Origin of the sequence: Vibrio sp. 10N.222.55.B11 (genome assembly GCF_041473705.1) — a bacterium.
Classification (GTDB): domain Bacteria; phylum Pseudomonadota; class Gammaproteobacteria; order Enterobacterales; family Vibrionaceae; genus Vibrio; species Vibrio crassostreae_C.
Window position 1 is genome coordinate 1 of record NZ_JBFRST010000128.1, and the last position, 18,649, is coordinate 18,649.

Sequence of the window (18,649 nt, forward strand, 5' to 3'; positions counted from 1 at the left end):
ACTTCACGTCGCACGCCCCATTGTGTGTTCACTTCGATGAGTGAACTACATCGGCAATCTATTTTTACAATACATAAACTAATGGTTAGGAAAAGGCCCGACACATTTTCTTTCTTCACTCTAGGTAGTCAGCATATTTAGATAGTATGGACAATAGGATAGAGTCAGACCATACTCCAGTCAAAAAGCTCATCGAAGCGATTCAAGATCTTTAAAGGTTACGGAGACTGAATAAGAGTCAATTTGATTGTTGGTTACTCTGTGACCGGGGGGAGGTGAGAGTGCACGAGGGGTCAGCGTTTTTGAATGAACTCTTCAATACCTTTACAGTTGAAGTATAAAATGAGGCGGCCAAATAGCCGTCCCAGACACACCATCTGACTTGTTTATCCACTCATTCCTTTAAGCCAAAAATTAATTCAATTTCATCATCAAGTCTTCTGCCCGTTGGTGTAAAGCCGAGTTTTTGATATATATCGAGCGCATTCCCTTCTTCTTTATCCATTGTGGTTAGGGACACACCTTTTAAACCAATGATAGAAGCGTATTGCTTACTGAAGTTAATTGCTTTATTCCCTAATCCCTTTCCTTGGAAACGATGGTCAATCATGACTCGCCACACATACAAGTGCTCCTTTTGAAAGTGATCATCGTGTGTGTCGAGTATTCTAGGGTCAATCAGCGAGATTAGACCCGCTGCCTCGTCGTTTAAATAAATGCCGTAGCTGACGCTATCATCATTAAAACTGGCCTCAGCAAGCCATTCTGCGTTATTAGCAATGAGGTGCTTTTGAAGCTCTCCCACTGTAAGGTCAATAATGTCATCGATGGTGTTACCGTTTATTTTTAAAAAGCTAACGTTATTCATGGTCATCTTCCTTGGATAGGTATTTATCTAAAATTATTTGAGCAATATAAAGATCTTGGTAGGCAATTCCTGAGCTATCAAAAATAGTAATGTCGTTTTTGTTCCTTTCTTTTAATTGAAGCTTGTCACCGATCTGATGGATCTCTTTATCTGATGCATGCTGGAACTCACCAATCGTTTTTGACTGCGGTAAATAATCACAGTAGAGGGTGGCGTTCTCAAACAGCGATGGTGGCAGTTCTTGTTTTCCTATTTTATCTGCTCCCATTGCAGAGATATGAGTTCCAGGTTTTACCCACAAAGATTCAAACAAAGGGGCGTTGGATGCCGTGACGGTGACAATAATATCTGCGCTTTCACAGGCTTCTTGAGCAGTCTTGATATCAGTTGTTAAACCTTCATTGCTTAGCTCTTGCGCCAGTTGGTTAGCGCTAGTCTGGTTTCTACCAACAATCAGGACGTTAGATAGGTTCCTAACTTTTGAAATGGCAAGCGCTTCATATTTAGCTTGATGACCCGTGCCAAATAACGCGAGTACCGATGAATCTTGTCTCGCCAATAGATCAACTGCGATGGCATCAGCTGCAGCGGTTCGGTAGGCATTAACCAAACTTGCTGACAAAATGGCTTTCATTTCTCCCGTATCAGGTGAGAGAAGAAAGATATGAGTACCATGGTTTGGTAGCCCAGCTTGGTTATTGTAAGGCCAATAACTTCCCATTTTCCAACCAAGCAATTGATCTGTGCGTGCTGATTTGAGTGAAAACATTGAGCCTTCTATCGGACCTGATGCGTTAACCACTGGAAATATTGATGAGTGCTGCTCTTGTACTGCGGAAAATGCCGCTTTGACCGCTTTGTATGCCAGTTCGTGAGTAATTAACGCTGCTGTCGTTTTTTCATCTAGATAAATCATGTTTACCACCCTGAAACACGTTGCCATTGTTCAATTTGACCCTCGACCAAGTCAAAGACATGGTATTGACGGTGCATTGCGCTTGTAGAACATGCATGATTTGGGACAATGTGAACTCGAGAACCAATGGGAAAACATCCGAAGTCGATCTCGCTTCCAGAGTGCGCTTCAAGTATGCCGTGCTCTTGATTTACCTGCACGACTTTGAGTATTTGACTCTCTTGACCATTCGGCTGGAGAACCACGCCATAACATTGTTCGTCATGACTTTTATCTAAAGAAAGAGCCATCCAACCAGCATCAACAAATATTTGTCCCCTCGATTTGTTGTGTCCAATAACACTACTTACTACTGAGATTGCGATATCATTTAAGGTACATACTCCAAGCCGATGCATCACCAAATCAAACAACGAATAGACGCCCGCTCTTACCTCTGTAATTCCACTTGTGTTTGTGTATGAACATGCCGTTGGGGTAGACCCAATGCTGACTATTGCGCAATGAATCCCCACTGATTCGAGGCGTTTCGCTGCAAGTTGTGCAGTCGCTACTTCATTACTGGCTGATTGAGTTAGCGCTTCTTGAGACGAACAGTGGTAAGACTCGCCCGCGTGGAGCATCACGCCTTTAAAATCGGCAAAACCTTTATCTAAGCTCTTAGCCATTGCAATCAAGACCTCGGAGTCTGCACTTACTCCACCTCGGTGTCCGTCGCAATCAATCTCTATCAGGCAGCTAATGACACACCCATGTTCTTGACAGTAGGAGTTAACGAAATCGGCTTGTTCCATGCTATCAAGTAAAACCACAATGCTGATGCCGCGTTTCAGTAACACTTCGACTCTTAACAGCTTTTCTTTTGATATACCAACGGCATAGAGAATGTTTTTACAACCATAATTAGCAAGCTGTTCCGCTTCCTCAAGGGTAGATACAGTGATCGGGGCCTCTAGAGAGTCAATTAAGTAAGGAAGCGCATCTAACGACTTTACCGTTTTAAAGTGAGGTCTTAGTGGCGTGCCTAGCTTCGACATATGGCTACGCATTTGAGCGAGATTATTCAAAAACTTTTGTTTGTCCAAGTAGAGAAATGGTGTGCCGATGGCATTGTATTTTTTTTCTAAATCAGGGCGTTCAGTATATTTAATCATTTCATTTACCTAAGCTTGCAAAGTGACATTCAATCTCGATGAAATGATTATGAAGTAGCGGAAAGTTGAATTATATTAACAAAAATCTACTTATAGATTAGGTTGAAAGTTAATGTTGACGACAGAAGATATTCGGTTTCTTGTGGTAGTGTCTAACCATAGAACATTGGCCGATGCGGCTCGTGCGCTCAATATAACGCCGCCATCAGTCACTCAGCGTATTCAACATATCGAAAAGAAGCTATCGCTTAAATTACTTCAACGACCTTCGCGTGTGGTTAGCCTAACAGAAGAAGGCCGTGTTTTAGTCGATACGGGTATTTCGATCCTTGAGGATTTGGATGAGCTCACCGATAAGCTCAATGAAAGCCGAGGGGATGTCAGTGGTCGTCTACGGGTGTTGGCGCCCCTTGGCTTTGGCAATGATGTGATAACCCCTTTGTTAGGTGAGTATAAACAAGCTCATCCGCGCCTGGAGGTGGAGCTAGAATTGTCAGACAACCCAAACTGGGCAAACCATCATAAATGGGACGTTATCATCTACATTGGCCACTTAGCGGATTCCAGCCTTAAGATGGTGAGTTTGGCCCCAAACAAACGCTTTGTTTGCGCTTCGCCAGAGTATTTATCGCGTCATGGACAGCCTAAAACTCCGCAAGATCTTAAGAAGCATCAATGTATTGCCTTGAGAGAAAATAATGAAGATGTCACGCTGTGGAGCTTTACTCATGCAGTGTCAGGGGCCATAGAAAGTGTTCGTATTCGCCCTTCTCTTGCCAGTAATGAGGGCAGAGTGATTAAAGACTGGGCGTTACAAGGCTTGGGTATCATCATGCGATCTGAGTGGGATGTTCAGTCACAGATTGATGGTGGAAAATTAGTGCAACTACTACCTGATTACGAGCTTCCAAGTGCCGATATTGTTGCCCTAGTAAGTTCTGCTGCGCATGAGAGAGCAGCGCGAGTCACTGGTTTTTTATCCCTATTGAAAGCGCAATGTCAAAAAGCGCCGTGGTTAAGTTGATAGTATGTTGTTATCAGAGGTGTGCTAGCGCCGATCATGGCAAACACACCTTTGCCCCAAGACGTGTTTAGTGCGCATGAAACCAACATGAGATTTATTTGTGCAACAAGCTGCTGCACAATTAGTAAATTGCCTGCTTCATCGAATGTCCAACAGGCTGCTGGACAAACTCCAACCCCAATTTTGCAACAGCCTGTTGCAAAATTCACTATGAAGCACTTCTGCCCCAAAACAATTTAGAGTGTTTGCCTAGTTTAAAAATGTTATTGGTGATTTACTTTATCTTTTTTCATATATGTCTTTAATACATTCTTTTTTGGGTTAGAACGGTATGCTTTCTTCGAATAGGGCTTGTTTTTCGGGTGCTACGCGCTGAGCATAGTAATTCAAGATAGGTGGGCGCGGAGAATTTTCTATTAATATTTTTTTATCTTCGAGTAGAATTATTAATTCTACATATGTCTTAATTGATAAAGAACAAGGACTTATTGTGTAATTTGGCTGAGCTGAGATCTCAAGAAATGAGTCACGCATTTAATACATACTGGAATTAGTCAAAGCACCATCAACTCTAAGTATTGGTCTATGAACACACTTCATCTAAAAGCACTGTTATTAGCCGTAGAAACTGGATCGATTTCTGCCGCGGCACGTAAACTGGGTAAAAAGCAATCTCAGGTTAGTCAATGGATTTCTGATCTGGAAATCGATCTGGGGGTTAACTTCTTTGACCGAACAGGAAATAAAACCACTTTGAGTAAAGACGGGGAACGTTTACTTCCCCATCTTACTCATACACTGAGCCACCTTGATAAGTTTGTCCAAGGTGCTGAAATGCTTATGCAAAATGAGCCGACTGTACTGACCATAGGGATTGAAAACTACATCCCTGACATTGTGTTTACGCAACCTCTAGCCTCTGTTTTAGATTTACCCCATTTGAGTGTTGAGGTCTATCGCGATGAAAGAACCCAACTGGAGCAAGACTTAGGCGATGGTCATGTAGATGTCATAATTACCCATGAGTCGGAAACTATTCATCACAAACATTTCGATTATTGCCGTCTAGGGTACTATAGAGAAATTCTAGTCTGTAGTCCTGACCATCCACTGGCTCAGTTATCTCACGTTACCAGTAAGGACTTGAGTGAATACCGCGAGTTAGTATGGGGTGAAGTAAGTAGCGAAGACAACGATGGTTTTAGCCCGTGTTACTGTGTGTTCTCAGATATCGATCCCCTCATAGCTATGCTCAAACACAATAAGGGATTTGCGTTTTTACCAGAGGAGTGTGTTAGCACGCAAATCGAAAACGGCCTACTGGTTGCTCTCAAATGCGACTTCGAACTCTCTGGCATTGACCGAAAAGTTGAGCTGTGTTGGCGCAACGGACTAACCCTTTCTGAAAGTGGGAGTATGGTAATTAAAGCCTTTAAACACTACCATCTTCTGCCCCAGAAACACCAATACAAGTAGCGAATTAGTCAGACGCTGCGATAAGCGCATCCCACCAATCATAGATATACAGGGAGGCGTAAATAGGTAATAGCGCCCATAGCAATGGATCGTCCCATACCGTTGATGTGGTGCCAATAGCCGCTATCGCCAAGATCATAAGCTCAGAAATACCAGTAAAGAGAAGTAGCTTAGTGAAGTGAACCAGAATTCGCTGAATCTGATTAGCAAGCTGAGTTTTCTGGTATGTCGCTTCAAACACGCCAATAATACCAGCAGCCATCATGAGCCCAATAACGGCTAAAATCGCCGACTGATTACCATGTTCCATATCGCGCATGCTATCGAAGGTGCAGCTAAACAGTACCGGGACAAGGATCACCAGCAGTATTAGTTGTTTCAGGCTCACTTCAATATAGAAACGTTTACGTAGCACTCTTACCTCCGTGGAAAAAATAAGGTGCCGGAAACATCCTGCACCTTTTTAGTTACTCTTCTGAGTCGAAAACTATATCACCCTGTAACATTGTCATTAAGATCTTAGTGTCGGCAATCTCACCTACCCGCAAGCGGGTAATATCATGTTCCAAAATGGCAAAGTCTGCTGATTTTCCGACTTCTATCGAACCTGTAATATCACTGATTCCCAAACTTTCTGCGGCGTTGGTTGTGTAAGCATCAATCGCTGAATGAATATCCGGCAATCCCGTTTTACCCATTTTAAGGCTATTGGCGATACCAACTAACGGATTGATATCATGCACATTCCAGTCACTACTCAAAGAGACGTTAGCCCCTGTATCAAAGATGGCTTTCAGGTTCATCATGGCTCTGGTGCGTTTAGCACCAAGAAAAACTTCTGCCCATTTGTGATCATGGTAAGCCACATAATCAGAGCCAACCTGAAAATCTGCCGTTACATTCAGCTTGGCAAAACGCGGGACATCTTTTGAGTTCACCAGCTCCACATGAGTTAGTGTATAAGGTTTGTCTGCGCCTTGACTGCGAACATATTCGATAGCATTCAGTGACTCACGAATACCTCCATCACCTATAGCATGAATATGAGCGCTATAACCAATTTGATTTAACTCATCAAGCCAGATTTTCATTTGCTGCGGTGGAATATAGTTGATGCCGTATGGCTCGTCAGGAATATAGGTGTCTAGATACGGAGCCAGTGTTTTTGCAGTTCCGTTAATGAAAATACCATCGCTATACATTTTCACCTGATCCACCAGTAGCAAACGAGATTTGTCGCTGGATTTAATTTTCTTTAAAAATGTAAGCTGGGGTTCCATGGAGTCGGCCGGGTAAATCCACGGGCGAAGCGATACACGAGCCGTTAAGTTTCCTTTTTCTTCAGCTTGTTTCCACACTTCATACCAGCCACGTTTCCAATATAATCGACCGTCACCAATTGTGGTTATACCATGAGCGGCCGCTTCTTCAAGGCCTGCCATTAAGCCTTCGTAACTTTGATCAAATTGGCTCTCTAAGCTGTTCCATGCCATCTCCATAACAATATCGCCCGCATTATCAAGCAAAATGCCATTGAGTTCTCCAGTTTCATCGTCTTTAAGAATCTTGCCGCCTTGTGGTTCTTGGGAGTGTTTGGAGATGCCTGCTTGCTTAAGGGCTGCTGAATTCACCCACATGGAGTGGGAAGTCTGCTCCATAATCACCACTGGTTGATCCGGGAAAATACGGTCAATCACTTCTAAAGGTGTATAACGGTTGTCTTCACTTAGGATTGCATCAAGAGAAAAGCCATAACCCATTAGCCATTCGTTCGACTTAGCTTGCTTACGACACGCTTTTAGATAGGGGATCTGCTCTTCCAGTGAAGCATCCATATTCAGCTCACAATTGCCCCCTGCCTCCGAAGCCGCTTCAAACACATGGTTGTGGTTATCGATAAAACCCGGCATCACAAAAGCTTGTTCAACATTGATAATGTTAGTTGTCGAGGTCCGATAGGCATTGACTTCGGGTGTATTACCAACATACACAATATTACCATCGTAAATCGCGATAGCATCTGCATCGTCGTAACCGTAAATCTTGGCGTTAGTGATAATCACATCCGCTTGTTCAGCAGCAAGAGAAATTGGACTCATGGTTAAGCTCGCTATTAATGCAAGTGAGTAAACTCGGTTCATATATTGATCCTTTAATGTCCCACAATATCTGTGAGTATAGGAAGTAGGTGGTTTGAAGAAAGTCTACAGTAGTCAAAAAATAAATGAAAAATAGTGAGTATTAGAATCTTGGGGTAGTCTGCACAAATCAGATTTCAAGTTACTTATTCTTATATATTGCACTCTTGTTAAAGCAATTAATCTAACAAAGTATTGTCCACGGATGATTCTGAGCACCCTGAACGACTGCGTGATCGATGGCTATCAGGCTGGAACAGTTTCAGTTTATAGCCAGACTTTATGTTGACCAATAATATCGAAGAGGAGGTCAACATGAGAAAGTTATCTTCGGGAAAATGCAGCGGCATTAAACGACCATTCAAGTTGGAAGAAATTTGGCGAATTAGAACTAGGCTAGAGCTTGAAAGCGACCTAATGCAGCTTGCACTATTGAACTTAGCCATTGATAGCAAATTAAGGGCAAGTGATTTACTAAGGCTGCATGTATATGATGTTTCTTCGCAAGGTGTAATCTATGAAAGGGTTCAATACATCCAGAAAAAAACTGGCACCGACGTCCACTACGAGATTACCCCGAGAACGCAACAAAGTATTAGCCGATGGATCTACTCGGCATCCTTAGAGGCAAGCAGTTTTTTGTTTCCAAGTGGTCGCCAAAAAGGACAACCTATCAGCTACTCATTCTATCGATCGATTATCAGGAACTGGGCAGTAAAACTTGGATTGAATGCGGACTACTATGGCACTCATTCCATGCGCCGTACTAAAGCAACCTTGATCTATGCCAAAACAAAAAACATCAGAGCGGTACAGATTTTACTGGGGCACTCGAAGCTAGATAACACTATTCGTTACCTTGGAGTGGAACTGGAAGACGCTCTGAGGCTCTCAGAGCAAACAGACTGCTGAGGCTTGCTGATACAGGCTTTTCTCCTGAAAAGCCTGTGCCACAAAGTCATTTTGGCCAGCAGTCCAGCATAGCGCGTTCTGTTGGTTCTTCCCCTATTTTTGCTAATGTCATCACGCCTGATTGACCATGCAGCGTGTACAGTTATGAGTGCAGTTGTGATAGTGCTATCAGACGCATGGGGCTTTGGTAGTGTGTGAAAAACTCACATTGGCAGACGATGCTCTGTTTAAACAGAGCACAACGCTATTGAATAAGATGTTAGCTTCTTAAACAAGGATGAACATGAAATTAGAGTCAGTTAGAATTCAAAACTTCCGGTCTTTTAAAGACGAAACTGTAAACTTCGATGATTATAACTGCTTGGTTGGTCCAAATGGTGCCGGAAAATCAACAGTAATGAATGCACTGAATGTTTTCTTTCGTCAGCATAAAGACTCTAAAACCGACTTAAGCAAACTTTCTGCTGATGACTTTCACCATAAAAATACGAGTGAACCAATCTCAATTACGGTGACTTTCAAAGACCTTTCGACAGAGGCTAAAAAAGGGCTAGCTGATTATGTAAGACAGGACCAGTTAGTTGTTACGGCTAAGGCTGAATATGACGAGGGAACAGAAAGGGCTGAAGTAAAGCAATTTGGTAATAGACTCGGCATGACCGAGTTTAAAGTTTGGTTTGAGGCTGAAAAAGCTAAGAAACCAGCAAAGGAACTAAAAGAGATATTTGCTAACTTGAGAGACAAGTGGCCTGATATATCAACAGCAAGTTCAAAAGCCGACATGGCTGACGCACTCAACTCATTTGAGGCCGATCATCCTGAAAATTGTAGCCTTATCCCAAGTGAGGATCAGTTTTATGGTGTTTCAAAAGGTGCAAACAGACTCGCCCCGCATTTACAGTGGGTATTTGTATCCGCGTCAAAAGATTTTTCAGAAGAAGCAGAGGAAAACAAAAATTCTGCTCTTGGACAGCTATTGTCGCGGGCCATAAGATCAAAGGTCAATTTCACAGAAAAAGTTACCAGTTTAAGAAATGACCTAAAACAAAACTATCAATCAATGCTTGAAGCAGAACAAGGAGTTCTTTCGAGCATATCTGATTCATTGGAAACTAAGCTAAAGCTTTGGGCTAATCCAAGCGCAACTGCAAAAGTTCTTTGGAAAAGTGATGCTGATAAAGCCATAAAAATCGAAGAGCCATTTGCTCATATACAAATTGGGGAAAAAGGCTTTGAAAGTGAATTAGCTCGCTTTGGTCATGGAATGCAGAGATCATATCTATTAACTCTACTTCAAGAGCTAGCTGACATTGATGACGAAAACGCCCCTACGCTAGTTATGGCGATTGAAGAACCTGAGTTATATCAACACCCACCTCAAGCGAGGTATTTATCAGAAGTTTTACAAGACCTAGCTAATGATAATTCTCAAATCGTTGTATGCTCGCATAGTCCATATTTTATACCAAGTGATGATTTCCATACGGTGAGAATGGTAAGAGAGGTTGGTTCTCCGGTTTCTTCATCAGTAACCTCATTAAAGTATGACGATTTAGTAAAAGAGTTAAAGGATGCTGGGGAGAAAGCCGTTAAAGAAAGCGGTATGATCGCTAAGCTTTACCCAACACTACGTCCTGAAATTAGTGAGATGTTTTTTAGCAAGAAACTGATATTAGTCGAAGGAATTGAGGATGTGGCTTATTTAACCTCTTATGTTCAATTGATGGGTAAATTGTCAGAATTTAGGCGTTCTGGTTACCATATAATTCCAGTTGGTGGAAAAAATGAATTAATAAAACCGTTAGCAATAGCAAAATTACTTAATATCGAAGTGTTTGTAGTTTGTGATGCTGACACCGACAAAACAAGAGAATCTGAAATCAACAAACACAAAAACGATAATGCTGCTATTTTGCATCTATTAGGTCATGACAAAAATGAACATTGGCCAAGTAACGATGTGAAAAAATCTAACCTTAGAATGTGGAAAACAAATATAACAAACACAATAGGGCCTGAGTTTGGTGAAGATTGGAAGCAACATGAAGATCAAGCAGCTGCCTATTACGGGAATGCAGGTGGATTAAAGAAAAACCCCTTAGCTGTCTCAAGGGCGCTAGAAAGCGCTTGGAAAGCAGGCTTAAAGTCAGATACTTTACAGGAGTTAGTTAATAGTATTCTGGGCTCAAGTACAACAGAAGCTAACAAGTCAAAGCAGGCGGACAGCGCAAGTGCTGCCGCTATTTGAGGTGTTAATCTCACGTTTCTAGTGCGTTTGTGCCCCGTTTCTTGTTAGTGTAAAGGCTCATTCACAGTCTGTTAATGTTGATTAACCATACATTTTTCTAATCTCATAGCCTTGCGAGACATAACAAAAGGCAGAAATTTATCTATCTAGCGTTAACAACCAGGCTAAACAACCTCCTACTGAAGAAGGTGCGTTAGCATTAAGGATTGAAAGTCGGCTGAGTCTGGCATTTAGAAAGCAATTAAAGCGGCTAAATCGCAAAACCATTGGTTTCTCTAAATCTGAAGAAATGCATGACAAAGTCATTAGCACATTCATTGAACGTGAATTTTATACGTGCTCCTTCAACAAGTTGGCATCACGACCAGAAAAGGTATAACACAGTCGCCCCAATCACATTTACATAGCACACTTGTCTTCGTACTTTACTCATTATTATGTCAATAACATAAAGTGTTGTCCTGATTCCTTTTCCCAAAACACTGAAAACCATGTAGAGCACTTCCACGCTGCTTTCAGGTGGCTAAAGCGTCTTTCGATTGCTGTTAGTGAGTCGTCTAAACCAGTGTTGACGATAAGACCTACCGCCCATGTCTTGTTATAGTGTTGGAAGCTATTAGAAAGTGGGTCGCGCGCCACGAAGAGTGTCCGCTTGCCTTCAAGCAGGCTCATTAGTTCGCCACTTCCAAAAGTAATCATCCCTTTGCTTTGATAAAGCTGGTTCATTATACCGATAAATTTATTTAGTGAGCAGGCGCGGGAGTAGACCGTGCAGTGATGGGGGATAACCTGATGTTTGGGCCGCCACCACAATGTTGGCTGAGTTCGTGAACGCAACCAACACAATAAGGCTTCATCTGGATTTTGGATATCAACAATAACAATGCCTGCTTGGTTGGGCGGCGTACGTGACTGTTGATGAGGCGTTCTTGTTATAACTTCACTATCAATCAAACCCCATTGTTCTTTTTCACTGAGTAGCAGCATCATCGTTTTATACCCTCCTGTTTAGAGTGGAAAGATAACGTGCATAAGCGACAAAAAATGTCGCGTTATCATGTGACTTCACTTGTCGCTTGGCTATGGATAATTCATCGCAGAACTCAATATTGATGAGGAAAAAGATGAAAGAGTACCTAGTGACATACAATTTAAATGGACGCTTAACCAAACAGCGTGTTTGGGCTTACCACGTTAGCGACGCTTACAAGCGCATTCGCGAAGCAGCTCCGCCCAAAAGCCAGATTGGCTGGGTAAAAACTCAAGAACTGAAGTGATTTACACTTTTTAACAACCGTCGTATTGCTGCAACGCCTTTTTTAGGCTTGCGGCAATTTCTTTACGCAATCTGCTTGGGCTTAGCACCTCACTGATGTCTGATATTGACATCAGCCACCATCTTAACTCTTCGGTGTGATTGACCTGAGCTTCAATAATAAAGTGCTGTAGATCGCCTACGGGATAACTGACGGTTTGATCTGAGCACAACGGATTTTCAAGGAGATGATAACCCTCAATCGCGTTCACCTTTAGCTTAAGCACTATCATTTCTTGTTTAGGAAAGCTCAAGCTGCCCCGGGCTATATAGTCAGACAAATCGAAATCGTTCGGATTTACCGATGCCTGCTCAATGATGTTTGCCTGTCGAGCGCGATGCAGAGCAAAGTGACGAAATTCCGAGCTGTCAGTCAGGGTCGCCACCAGGTAGTAAACCGATCCACGGATCACCAGGGCCAAAGGATTGACCTGATAGGTTTTGGCTTGTCGTGGCGGTCTTGCCTGGTAATCCAGCTCAAGCACTTTTTGATGGAGCAGTGCGTCTTCCACCGTTTGTAAAATCGCATTATTCAATTTTGGCGGATGCAGTTGAAAACCAGGGGCAAGGTTTGCAATACGGCTTGGCCACCGCAACAGGGGATTAGACTGACTTGCTGATAATTTGCGCTCTGCTTGAGCAAAAAAAACGTTGAGGTTTTCGAGTACCTGCTGCGGCAACAGGTAATTCGATTGTTCTTTCAGCATCTGCATCGCCAGCGCGGAACTTGGCGTCATACCGATACTGGTATCAGTAACACCTTTGATGCGAAACCAGCGGTGAGGCCGGGCGCTTTCATCACAGTTTATTGGGTAGTGACAGCACAGCGATTCTATATCGCGTTGCAACGTTCTAAGAGAAACATCGAAACCGTCGGTCTCAAGTCTGCATTTTAACTCAGTGGTTGTTGTGCTGTTTGGTTGCTCTGGAAGATAACGAAGAATCGTCATATGGCGTTGAGTACGAATATCAGACATTGTGACACAAAGCTTGTTTTAGGACTGAGATGGAAGAAGGTAGTATTTTACGCTGCCATTACCCTTGGTTATGGTGTGTTAGATCATTATTTTGCCCGAATATTGAATTTATAATCCAGGGGGGGGGGGGGGGGGGGTAAACTACAGAATTTATCGCTTTGGTGATGATAATGCCTACCTCTGCTCAGTGAGGTTAATTGTCGTTCGTATGATTCATAAGCAATGTATTGGGTTAGAAACCCAAGAAAAATTAATCAATCATATTAGATGGTGATCAACTCGTGATCATAGCGTAGAGCACTCACTTACACGATTCGATTATTGAACGCCTGCTCTCACACCCTAATGAATGGGTCAGAAGTAGCCTTGCTGAAAATCCAGCGGTATCGGATAAGTGGCAGAGCGTTCTGCTTGACGATAAAAGCAGTGAAGTACTGGAGTCGCTCGCGAGTAACATCCGTTTATTTCCGGCGAACCAACGAGAGCTTATCAAAAGAGATGTTTCTATATTGGCTGAGCTCGCTGGCAATCCTGCCTTGATGGGCGAACTACAGCAAAGGTTGTACTACGAGAATAATGAACTGATCTGTGAATGCTTAGCAGGCAATGAAAGCCTCCTCCCTCACTTATGAGTTTATTGTTGAAGCATCCATCAGAGAATGTTCGAGTGGCGTTGGCCTATAACCCGAGTTTGCCTGTGCAAGGGAATGAACGGCTGGCACACGATGACAGCTTGCGTGTTCGAGCTTCTATTGCAACTCATGCGGCACTACCGGCGTCACTTCATTTTCAACTCGCTACGGAACAGCATGAATTTATTGATGAAGGACTAGCCTGTAATCCGAATTTGGCAGTGGAACTGCAGGATCAGTTAGCACTCAGTGACAGTGAATTTATGAGGTGGATGCTGGCAATGAATATCAGTGTGAATGATTCAGTGCTTACACTGTTAGCAACAGATTACAGTTACCATATTCAGCAAGCATTACATGACAGATACCAACAAGAACAATGAGAAGTATTAGCAGAACGATATGAATGTGAACGATTTTATAAATGATGATTACATCAATGTATTTTACGCAAACAAACAGTGGTCCGCGCAAGTTCAAAGCAACTTTTGCACCTTGATTGAGGCTATAAGTGAAGTACTGGGGGAGTTTGATTCGTGGGAAGGTAATCCTGGCATCCGCGTTGGCTTAAAAGAAGGCAGTGGTAAAGGCAAGCACCTTTTCCATATATCTTTAAAGCCTAGCAACTTTGGTTTCGGAGTTAGCTGTCGTAAATTAAAGGATGGTTTGGAAACCTTAAGCTTGGGAACGTGGGCGGTGGATAAAACTAGGCCTGGTCAAAAAAATTACTTCAACTGGAATGGCGATGACTTCCAAGCAGAGTTAGATAACCTCGTTAATTTCTTGAAGCTGAATATAGGCGAAGTTCACAGCAATGGGCTTGCTCCTGTAGGCAGAAGCGGGCGTTTACCCAGTGACTACCCAGATAATAAACCAGGAAAGCAATCCTACCTGGATATGTTTCAGTCTCTGTTTGAGGATAAAAAAGACATAAACTTCACCTCGTCTGAGATTGTCGACCTTATGAAGGATGCATATGGAAGTGATGTAAAACCAGGTTCAATTTTGCCTAGTGATTTTACTTACAACCGGTGGAATTCTGGGCTATCCAAAAGCTCATCGACTTTCAAAAAGCGTGCAATTTTCTTCTGGGATAGTAAAGAAGATAAATATCAGTATAAGGGCGCGGGCTGGAATTATAGTGGTCAGATTGTTCACTCTACAGCGAAAAGTGTTGTTGGAGAATGGCAAAAGGGAGAAATTGTGGCTTGGTTTGATAATAAAAATAGCGCGAAGCAAACAATGAAAGATGATGTTAACAATAACAAGCAAACCGCGCTCAACGCGATCTATTATGGCCCACCGGGAACGGGGAAAACTTACTACACCATCGAAGCGGCAGTTAAAGCGGCTGAACCTGATTTTTATACAGGCCTGGAGAATAAGGAGCTTACAGAGGAAGATCGTAGAAGCCAGCTAAAAGCAAAATATGAAGCATTGGTAGCTGAAAAACGCATTCGATTCGTTGCCTTCCACCAAAGCTATGGTTATGAAGAGTTTGTCGAAGGGCTAAAAGCAGAATCGGATGACGGGAAAATCAATTATAAAATTGAGCCTGGAGTATTTAAAAAAATCTGCGATGATGCATCAATCTCTCACATGGATATAGATTCCAGCATTAATCCTAATGGCCGTGTTTGGAAAATTTCGATTGAGGATACGTATTCTAACGTAAGAAAAACGTATTGCTTAGAGAATAATATTGCTGCAATTGGCTGGGATGCCACGGGAGATTTATCCTTAGATGTTCAAAATGAGCACTTTTCATTATTGGGTAAAAATGATCAAAACTCCCTTAAATACTTTTCACAAGAGATGGAGAAAGGCGATTTGGTTCTTTGCATTGACAGCAATACATCTGTCGAAGCCATCGGTGTAGTCTGCGGGGATTACCGATTTGTAGAGGAAGGGTTGTATTCTGGACAAGGGTACTGCCATCAGCTGCCTGTTAGGTGGCTAGCCAAAGATTTTTCAGTAGACTTTCAAGAAATAAATGGCAATAAGCGTTTTAATCTGCCGACTTGCTATCCTCTAAATCGTTTATCTGTCTCAGATACGCTTGCCCACTTAGAAGCAAACAATGTAGCGCTGCACAGTGATAAGCCACAGCCAGAAAGACAGAACTACGTCCTGATTATTGATGAGATCAACCGAGGCAATATCTCCAAAATTTTCGGCGAGTTGATAACGCTTATTGAGCCATCAAAACGAAAAGGAAAAAAAGAAGAGCTGGAAATATCGTTACCCCATTCCAAGCACAAACTGTTTTCTGTTCCCGACAATCTCTACATCATCGGCACCATGAATACCGCAGACCGTTCATTAGCCATGATGGATACCGCGCTGCGCCGTCGTTTTGACTTTGTTGAGATGATGCCAAAGCCCGAGCTGTTTGAAGGCGTGGTAGTGCAAGGCATTGATATTGAAACCTTGCTGAAAACACTAAACAAGCGTATCGAAGTATTGTACGACCGTGAACACACCTTGGGTCACGCCTTTTTTATGCCGGTGAAAGCAGCACTGGAGTCTGATGGAGAGGAGGCAGCATTTACTGAGCTGCAATTAGTGTTCAAAAATAAAGTATTGCCACTGCTGGAAGAGTATTTCTATGAAGACTGGAGCAAGATCAGCCTGGTTCTTGGCGATAACCAGAAGAAGAACGAAAACTTACAGTTTGTTCGCGCAACAGAAATTGAATATAGCAATTTGTTTGGCAGCGGTTTCCAATCGGACAATTATGGCCAGCTAGAAAATCGTTATGAACTCGCTTTATTCAGTGATGGCGTGTGGAAAAAAAGGCAAGCCTACCAGGCCATCTATTCACCTTTGTTGGCTATAAACACCACAACAAGCGATGAGGAATAACCGTGGCTGGTGGTGATAAAAATATCACGGTGTTTGAGTTTGGCTTTGTGACAGCTTGTCACAAGGCTAAACCACGCAAGGACATTAAAGTGATTTCAAATGATGCGTTTGAATACCTTAAGAAGTGTTGCTTATGTGATGAATCGGAAAGCCGGTTTTTAAAGCTAAAAATCACCGATGGTATGGAAGTGCTGCAAGTTCAAAATTATGTGGGTGTCATATTTACGCCCGATAGAACGCAAATTGAAGTGCTACCTAAAACGTCTAAGACATTGGATGAAAGTGAGGCACGCCAATCACTGCTTGTTATGCTTAAGGCGCTAAAGCAGTTTCGCCATATCCAAACCAATTCGGCTAATATCGAAAAGCAAAGAATGCCGCTACTTGAAGTGTTCATCAGCCAGTTTCTGGACTCGGTTAACACCCTGGTAAAACGCGGCTTGCGTAGCGACTATGTGCCCCGTACAGATAATCTGGCTTATTTAAAAGGTAAGCTGAATATGGGAAAGCAGCTACAGCACAACTTTGTGAACAAGCATAAGTTCTTTTGTGAATATGATGAGTTTTTGCAAGACAGGCCTGTCAATAGGCTAATTCACACAGCGATGCACAAAGTCGGTAAATTAACTCGCTCGGCTCGTAACCAAAAGCTACAGCAAGAGTTGTCTTTTGTGTTTCATGATATCCCGTTAAGTACGGATCATACCGTCGATTTTTCTAAGCTCAAGCTTGATCGAGGAATGAAGCACTATAAGATCCCATTAGAGTGGGCCCGTTTGATTTTAGATGGGTTTTCTCCACAATCTATGAAAGGTTCGAATTCGGCTATTTCGCTTTTGTTCCCGATGGAGACGGTGTTTGAGTCGTATGTGGCCGCGATTTTAGCCAATCAGCTTGAATCTGATTACACGCTGAAAACACAAGCTCGAAGTACCCACCTGGTTAAACATGGTGACCATAATTGGTTTCAATTGAAACCCGATCTTCTCGTCACAAAGGGCAGTGAAAATATTTGTGTTCTAGATACAAAGTGGAAGCTAATCGACCAGGATAAAAATACGGGCTCGGAGAAATATGGTTTGTCACAGGCTGACTTCTACCAAATGTTTGCTTATGGGCATAACTACCTTGGAGGTCAAGGAAACTTGTTTCTCATTTACCCCTATCATGACACGTTCACTCGCCCTATTCAGGCGCCATTTGAGTTTACTGATCTTAATGGAAAAGCGACAGCGTTGAAATTATGGGTCGTTCCGTTTGAGATAAAGCCAAGCGGGAGTCGGGTAATTTGGCCTGTAGGCTCAAATCCTGACGATAATAAACTGCGGTGGGTAATCAACTTATAATGTAAGCAGGAGGTTCACTCCTGCTTTTTGAACATGCGCACCAATATATCCTTTTAAAATATGTTGTGATCCCGACTACTGGAGCTAAGTGCAGATAGTTAGTTCTTTTTTTCATGGCAGAGCGAGAAGTCGTGTTTACTGGTTGTATCAGGCTGTTAATAATGCCTGATATAAGGTTTTGGTTATTGTGGATTAAGCGAGACTCAAGCCGCCAGTTAAGAGGATTTGGACGTAACCTAAGCGGATCATCGCCCATACTTTTGGACGTTGCAGTGAGGAAGCTCTTCAGACTTTATTGATGCTTCTAGAGCCATTTACAATCAATTTTTTCTGTACTGATCATTTCAGAGTTTACTCATCAAACCTCCCAGTAGAAGAATACATTATAGGGACGTTATTTACCCAGCGTATAGAAAGGCAGAATATGACATTGAGAACACGATTAAAGCGGCTAAATCGCAAAACCATTGGTTTCTCTAAATCTGAGGAAATGCATGACAAGGTAATTGGCACATTAATTGAGCGTGAGTTCTACTTAGTTTAACAAGTTGGCGTCACGACCGAAAATTAATCACTCTTTAATCGTGAATTTCAGTAAAAAATCTTCATTTACAGCTACGGTCAATTGGGACATCTAAGGTTCATAATACTTTTCCTGATCTGACATGCTCTTGTTAGAGCTAAAATTCTAACGTGCTTTTGTCCAAAAACGAGTTGAACTAAGCCGCTCTTCGACTATGACGACTACCAGCGAACTCCAGGGCAAGATTACGAAGCC

15 protein-coding genes and 2 pseudogenes are annotated in these 18,649 nt (G+C 42.5%); 10 read left to right on the forward strand and 7 right to left on the reverse strand.

From position 1 onward, the window contains the following. Positions 1-394: 394 nt before the first annotated feature. Genes AB4503_RS25185 through AB4503_RS25195 form a run of 3 tightly spaced genes read right to left on the reverse strand, consistent with a single transcriptional unit; the run spans position 395 to position 2,938 of the window. Entirely contained in the window at positions 395-868 is a 474-nt protein-coding gene (locus AB4503_RS25185; protein ID WP_372115894.1) for a GNAT family N-acetyltransferase, read from the reverse strand. After that, positions 861-1,784 carry an ornithine cyclodeaminase family protein gene (locus AB4503_RS25190; RefSeq protein ID WP_372115895.1) on the reverse strand — a complete coding sequence of 308 codons (924 nt, stop codon included), beginning with the start codon at positions 1,782-1,784 and terminating at the stop codon, positions 861-863. Before AB4503_RS25190 ends, AB4503_RS25185 begins: the two co-directional genes overlap by 8 nt. A 2-nt stretch (positions 1,785-1,786) precedes the next feature. Further along, positions 1,787-2,938 (reverse strand): alanine racemase, encoded by a 1,152-nt coding sequence (locus tag AB4503_RS25195; protein ID WP_372115896.1) that lies wholly within the window; start codon positions 2,936-2,938, stop codon positions 1,787-1,789. Between the two features lie 112 nt (positions 2,939-3,050). On the opposite strand from AB4503_RS25195, the gene AB4503_RS25200 reads away from it, so the two are divergent. Beyond that, entirely contained in the window at positions 3,051-3,962 is a 912-nt protein-coding gene (locus AB4503_RS25200) for a LysR family transcriptional regulator (protein ID WP_372115897.1), read from the forward strand. Between the two features lie 585 nt (positions 3,963-4,547). After that, positions 4,548-5,438, forward strand: a complete 891-nt coding sequence (locus AB4503_RS25205; RefSeq protein ID WP_017065035.1) for a LysR family transcriptional regulator — start codon at positions 4,548-4,550, stop codon at positions 5,436-5,438. 4 nt (positions 5,439-5,442) lie between these two features. Here the strand turns inward: AB4503_RS25205 and AB4503_RS25210 are convergent, their stop codons facing one another. Together AB4503_RS25210 and AB4503_RS25215 are read right to left on the reverse strand one after the other, a co-directional pair. Next, positions 5,443-5,853: a hypothetical protein gene (locus AB4503_RS25210; protein ID WP_017065034.1), complete on the reverse strand. Its 411-nt coding sequence runs from the start codon at positions 5,851-5,853 to the stop codon at positions 5,443-5,445. Positions 5,854-5,905: 52 nt separating this feature from the next. Beyond that, on the reverse strand, positions 5,906-7,579 hold the full coding sequence (locus AB4503_RS25215) for an amidohydrolase (protein ID WP_372115898.1): 1,674 nt from the start codon (positions 7,577-7,579) through the stop codon (positions 5,906-5,908). Positions 7,580-7,891: 312 nt separating this feature from the next. Here AB4503_RS25215 and AB4503_RS25220 point away from each other — a divergent pair, with 312 nt between their 5' ends. From AB4503_RS25220 to AB4503_RS25230, 3 genes and pseudogenes are all read left to right on the forward strand, one after another. After that, positions 7,892-8,488, forward strand: a complete 597-nt coding sequence (locus AB4503_RS25220) for a tyrosine-type recombinase/integrase (protein WP_372115899.1) — start codon at positions 7,892-7,894, stop codon at positions 8,486-8,488. Positions 8,489-8,771: 283 nt separating this feature from the next. Then, positions 8,772-10,736 (forward strand): AAA family ATPase, encoded by a 1,965-nt coding sequence (locus AB4503_RS25225; RefSeq protein ID WP_372115900.1) that lies wholly within the window; start codon positions 8,772-8,774, stop codon positions 10,734-10,736. A gap of 202 nt (positions 10,737-10,938) precedes the next feature. Further along, a pseudogene (locus AB4503_RS25230) lies at positions 10,939-11,115 on the forward strand (IS1 family transposase); the annotation flags it as partial. A gap of 56 nt (positions 11,116-11,171) precedes the next feature. Here the strand turns inward: AB4503_RS25230 and AB4503_RS25235 are convergent. Further along, positions 11,172-11,726, reverse strand: coding sequence for a hypothetical protein (locus AB4503_RS25235; RefSeq protein WP_372115901.1), 555 nt, complete (start codon positions 11,724-11,726; stop codon positions 11,172-11,174). Positions 11,727-11,875: 149 nt separating this feature from the next. On the opposite strand from AB4503_RS25235, the gene AB4503_RS25240 reads away from it, so the two are divergent. After that, complete coding sequence (locus tag AB4503_RS25240) at positions 11,876-12,013, forward strand: hypothetical protein (protein ID WP_372115902.1); 138 nt, start codon at positions 11,876-11,878, stop codon at positions 12,011-12,013. A 10-nt stretch (positions 12,014-12,023) separates the two neighbouring features. On the opposite strand, the gene AB4503_RS25245 is transcribed toward AB4503_RS25240, so the two are convergent. Continuing rightward, positions 12,024-13,028, reverse strand: coding sequence for a helix-turn-helix transcriptional regulator (locus tag AB4503_RS25245; RefSeq protein ID WP_372115903.1), 1,005 nt, complete (start codon positions 13,026-13,028; stop codon positions 12,024-12,026). A gap of 640 nt (positions 13,029-13,668) precedes the next feature. Here AB4503_RS25245 and AB4503_RS25250 point away from each other — a divergent pair. From AB4503_RS25250 to AB4503_RS25265, 4 genes and pseudogenes are all read left to right on the forward strand, one after another. Next, complete coding sequence (locus tag AB4503_RS25250) at positions 13,669-14,043, forward strand: hypothetical protein (protein ID WP_372115904.1); 375 nt, start codon at positions 13,669-13,671, stop codon at positions 14,041-14,043. A gap of 19 nt (positions 14,044-14,062) precedes the next feature. Next, positions 14,063-16,525: an AAA family ATPase gene (locus AB4503_RS25255; protein WP_372115905.1), complete on the forward strand. Its 2,463-nt coding sequence runs from the start codon at positions 14,063-14,065 to the stop codon at positions 16,523-16,525. Between the two features lie 2 nt (positions 16,526-16,527). Further along, positions 16,528-17,871 (forward strand): McrC family protein, encoded by a 1,344-nt coding sequence (locus AB4503_RS25260; RefSeq protein ID WP_372115906.1) that lies wholly within the window; start codon positions 16,528-16,530, stop codon positions 17,869-17,871. Positions 17,872-18,109: 238 nt separating this feature from the next. Beyond that, positions 18,110-18,415: pseudogene (locus AB4503_RS25265) on the forward strand (IS1 family transposase); the annotation flags it as partial. Positions 18,416-18,649: the final 234 nt, after the last annotated feature.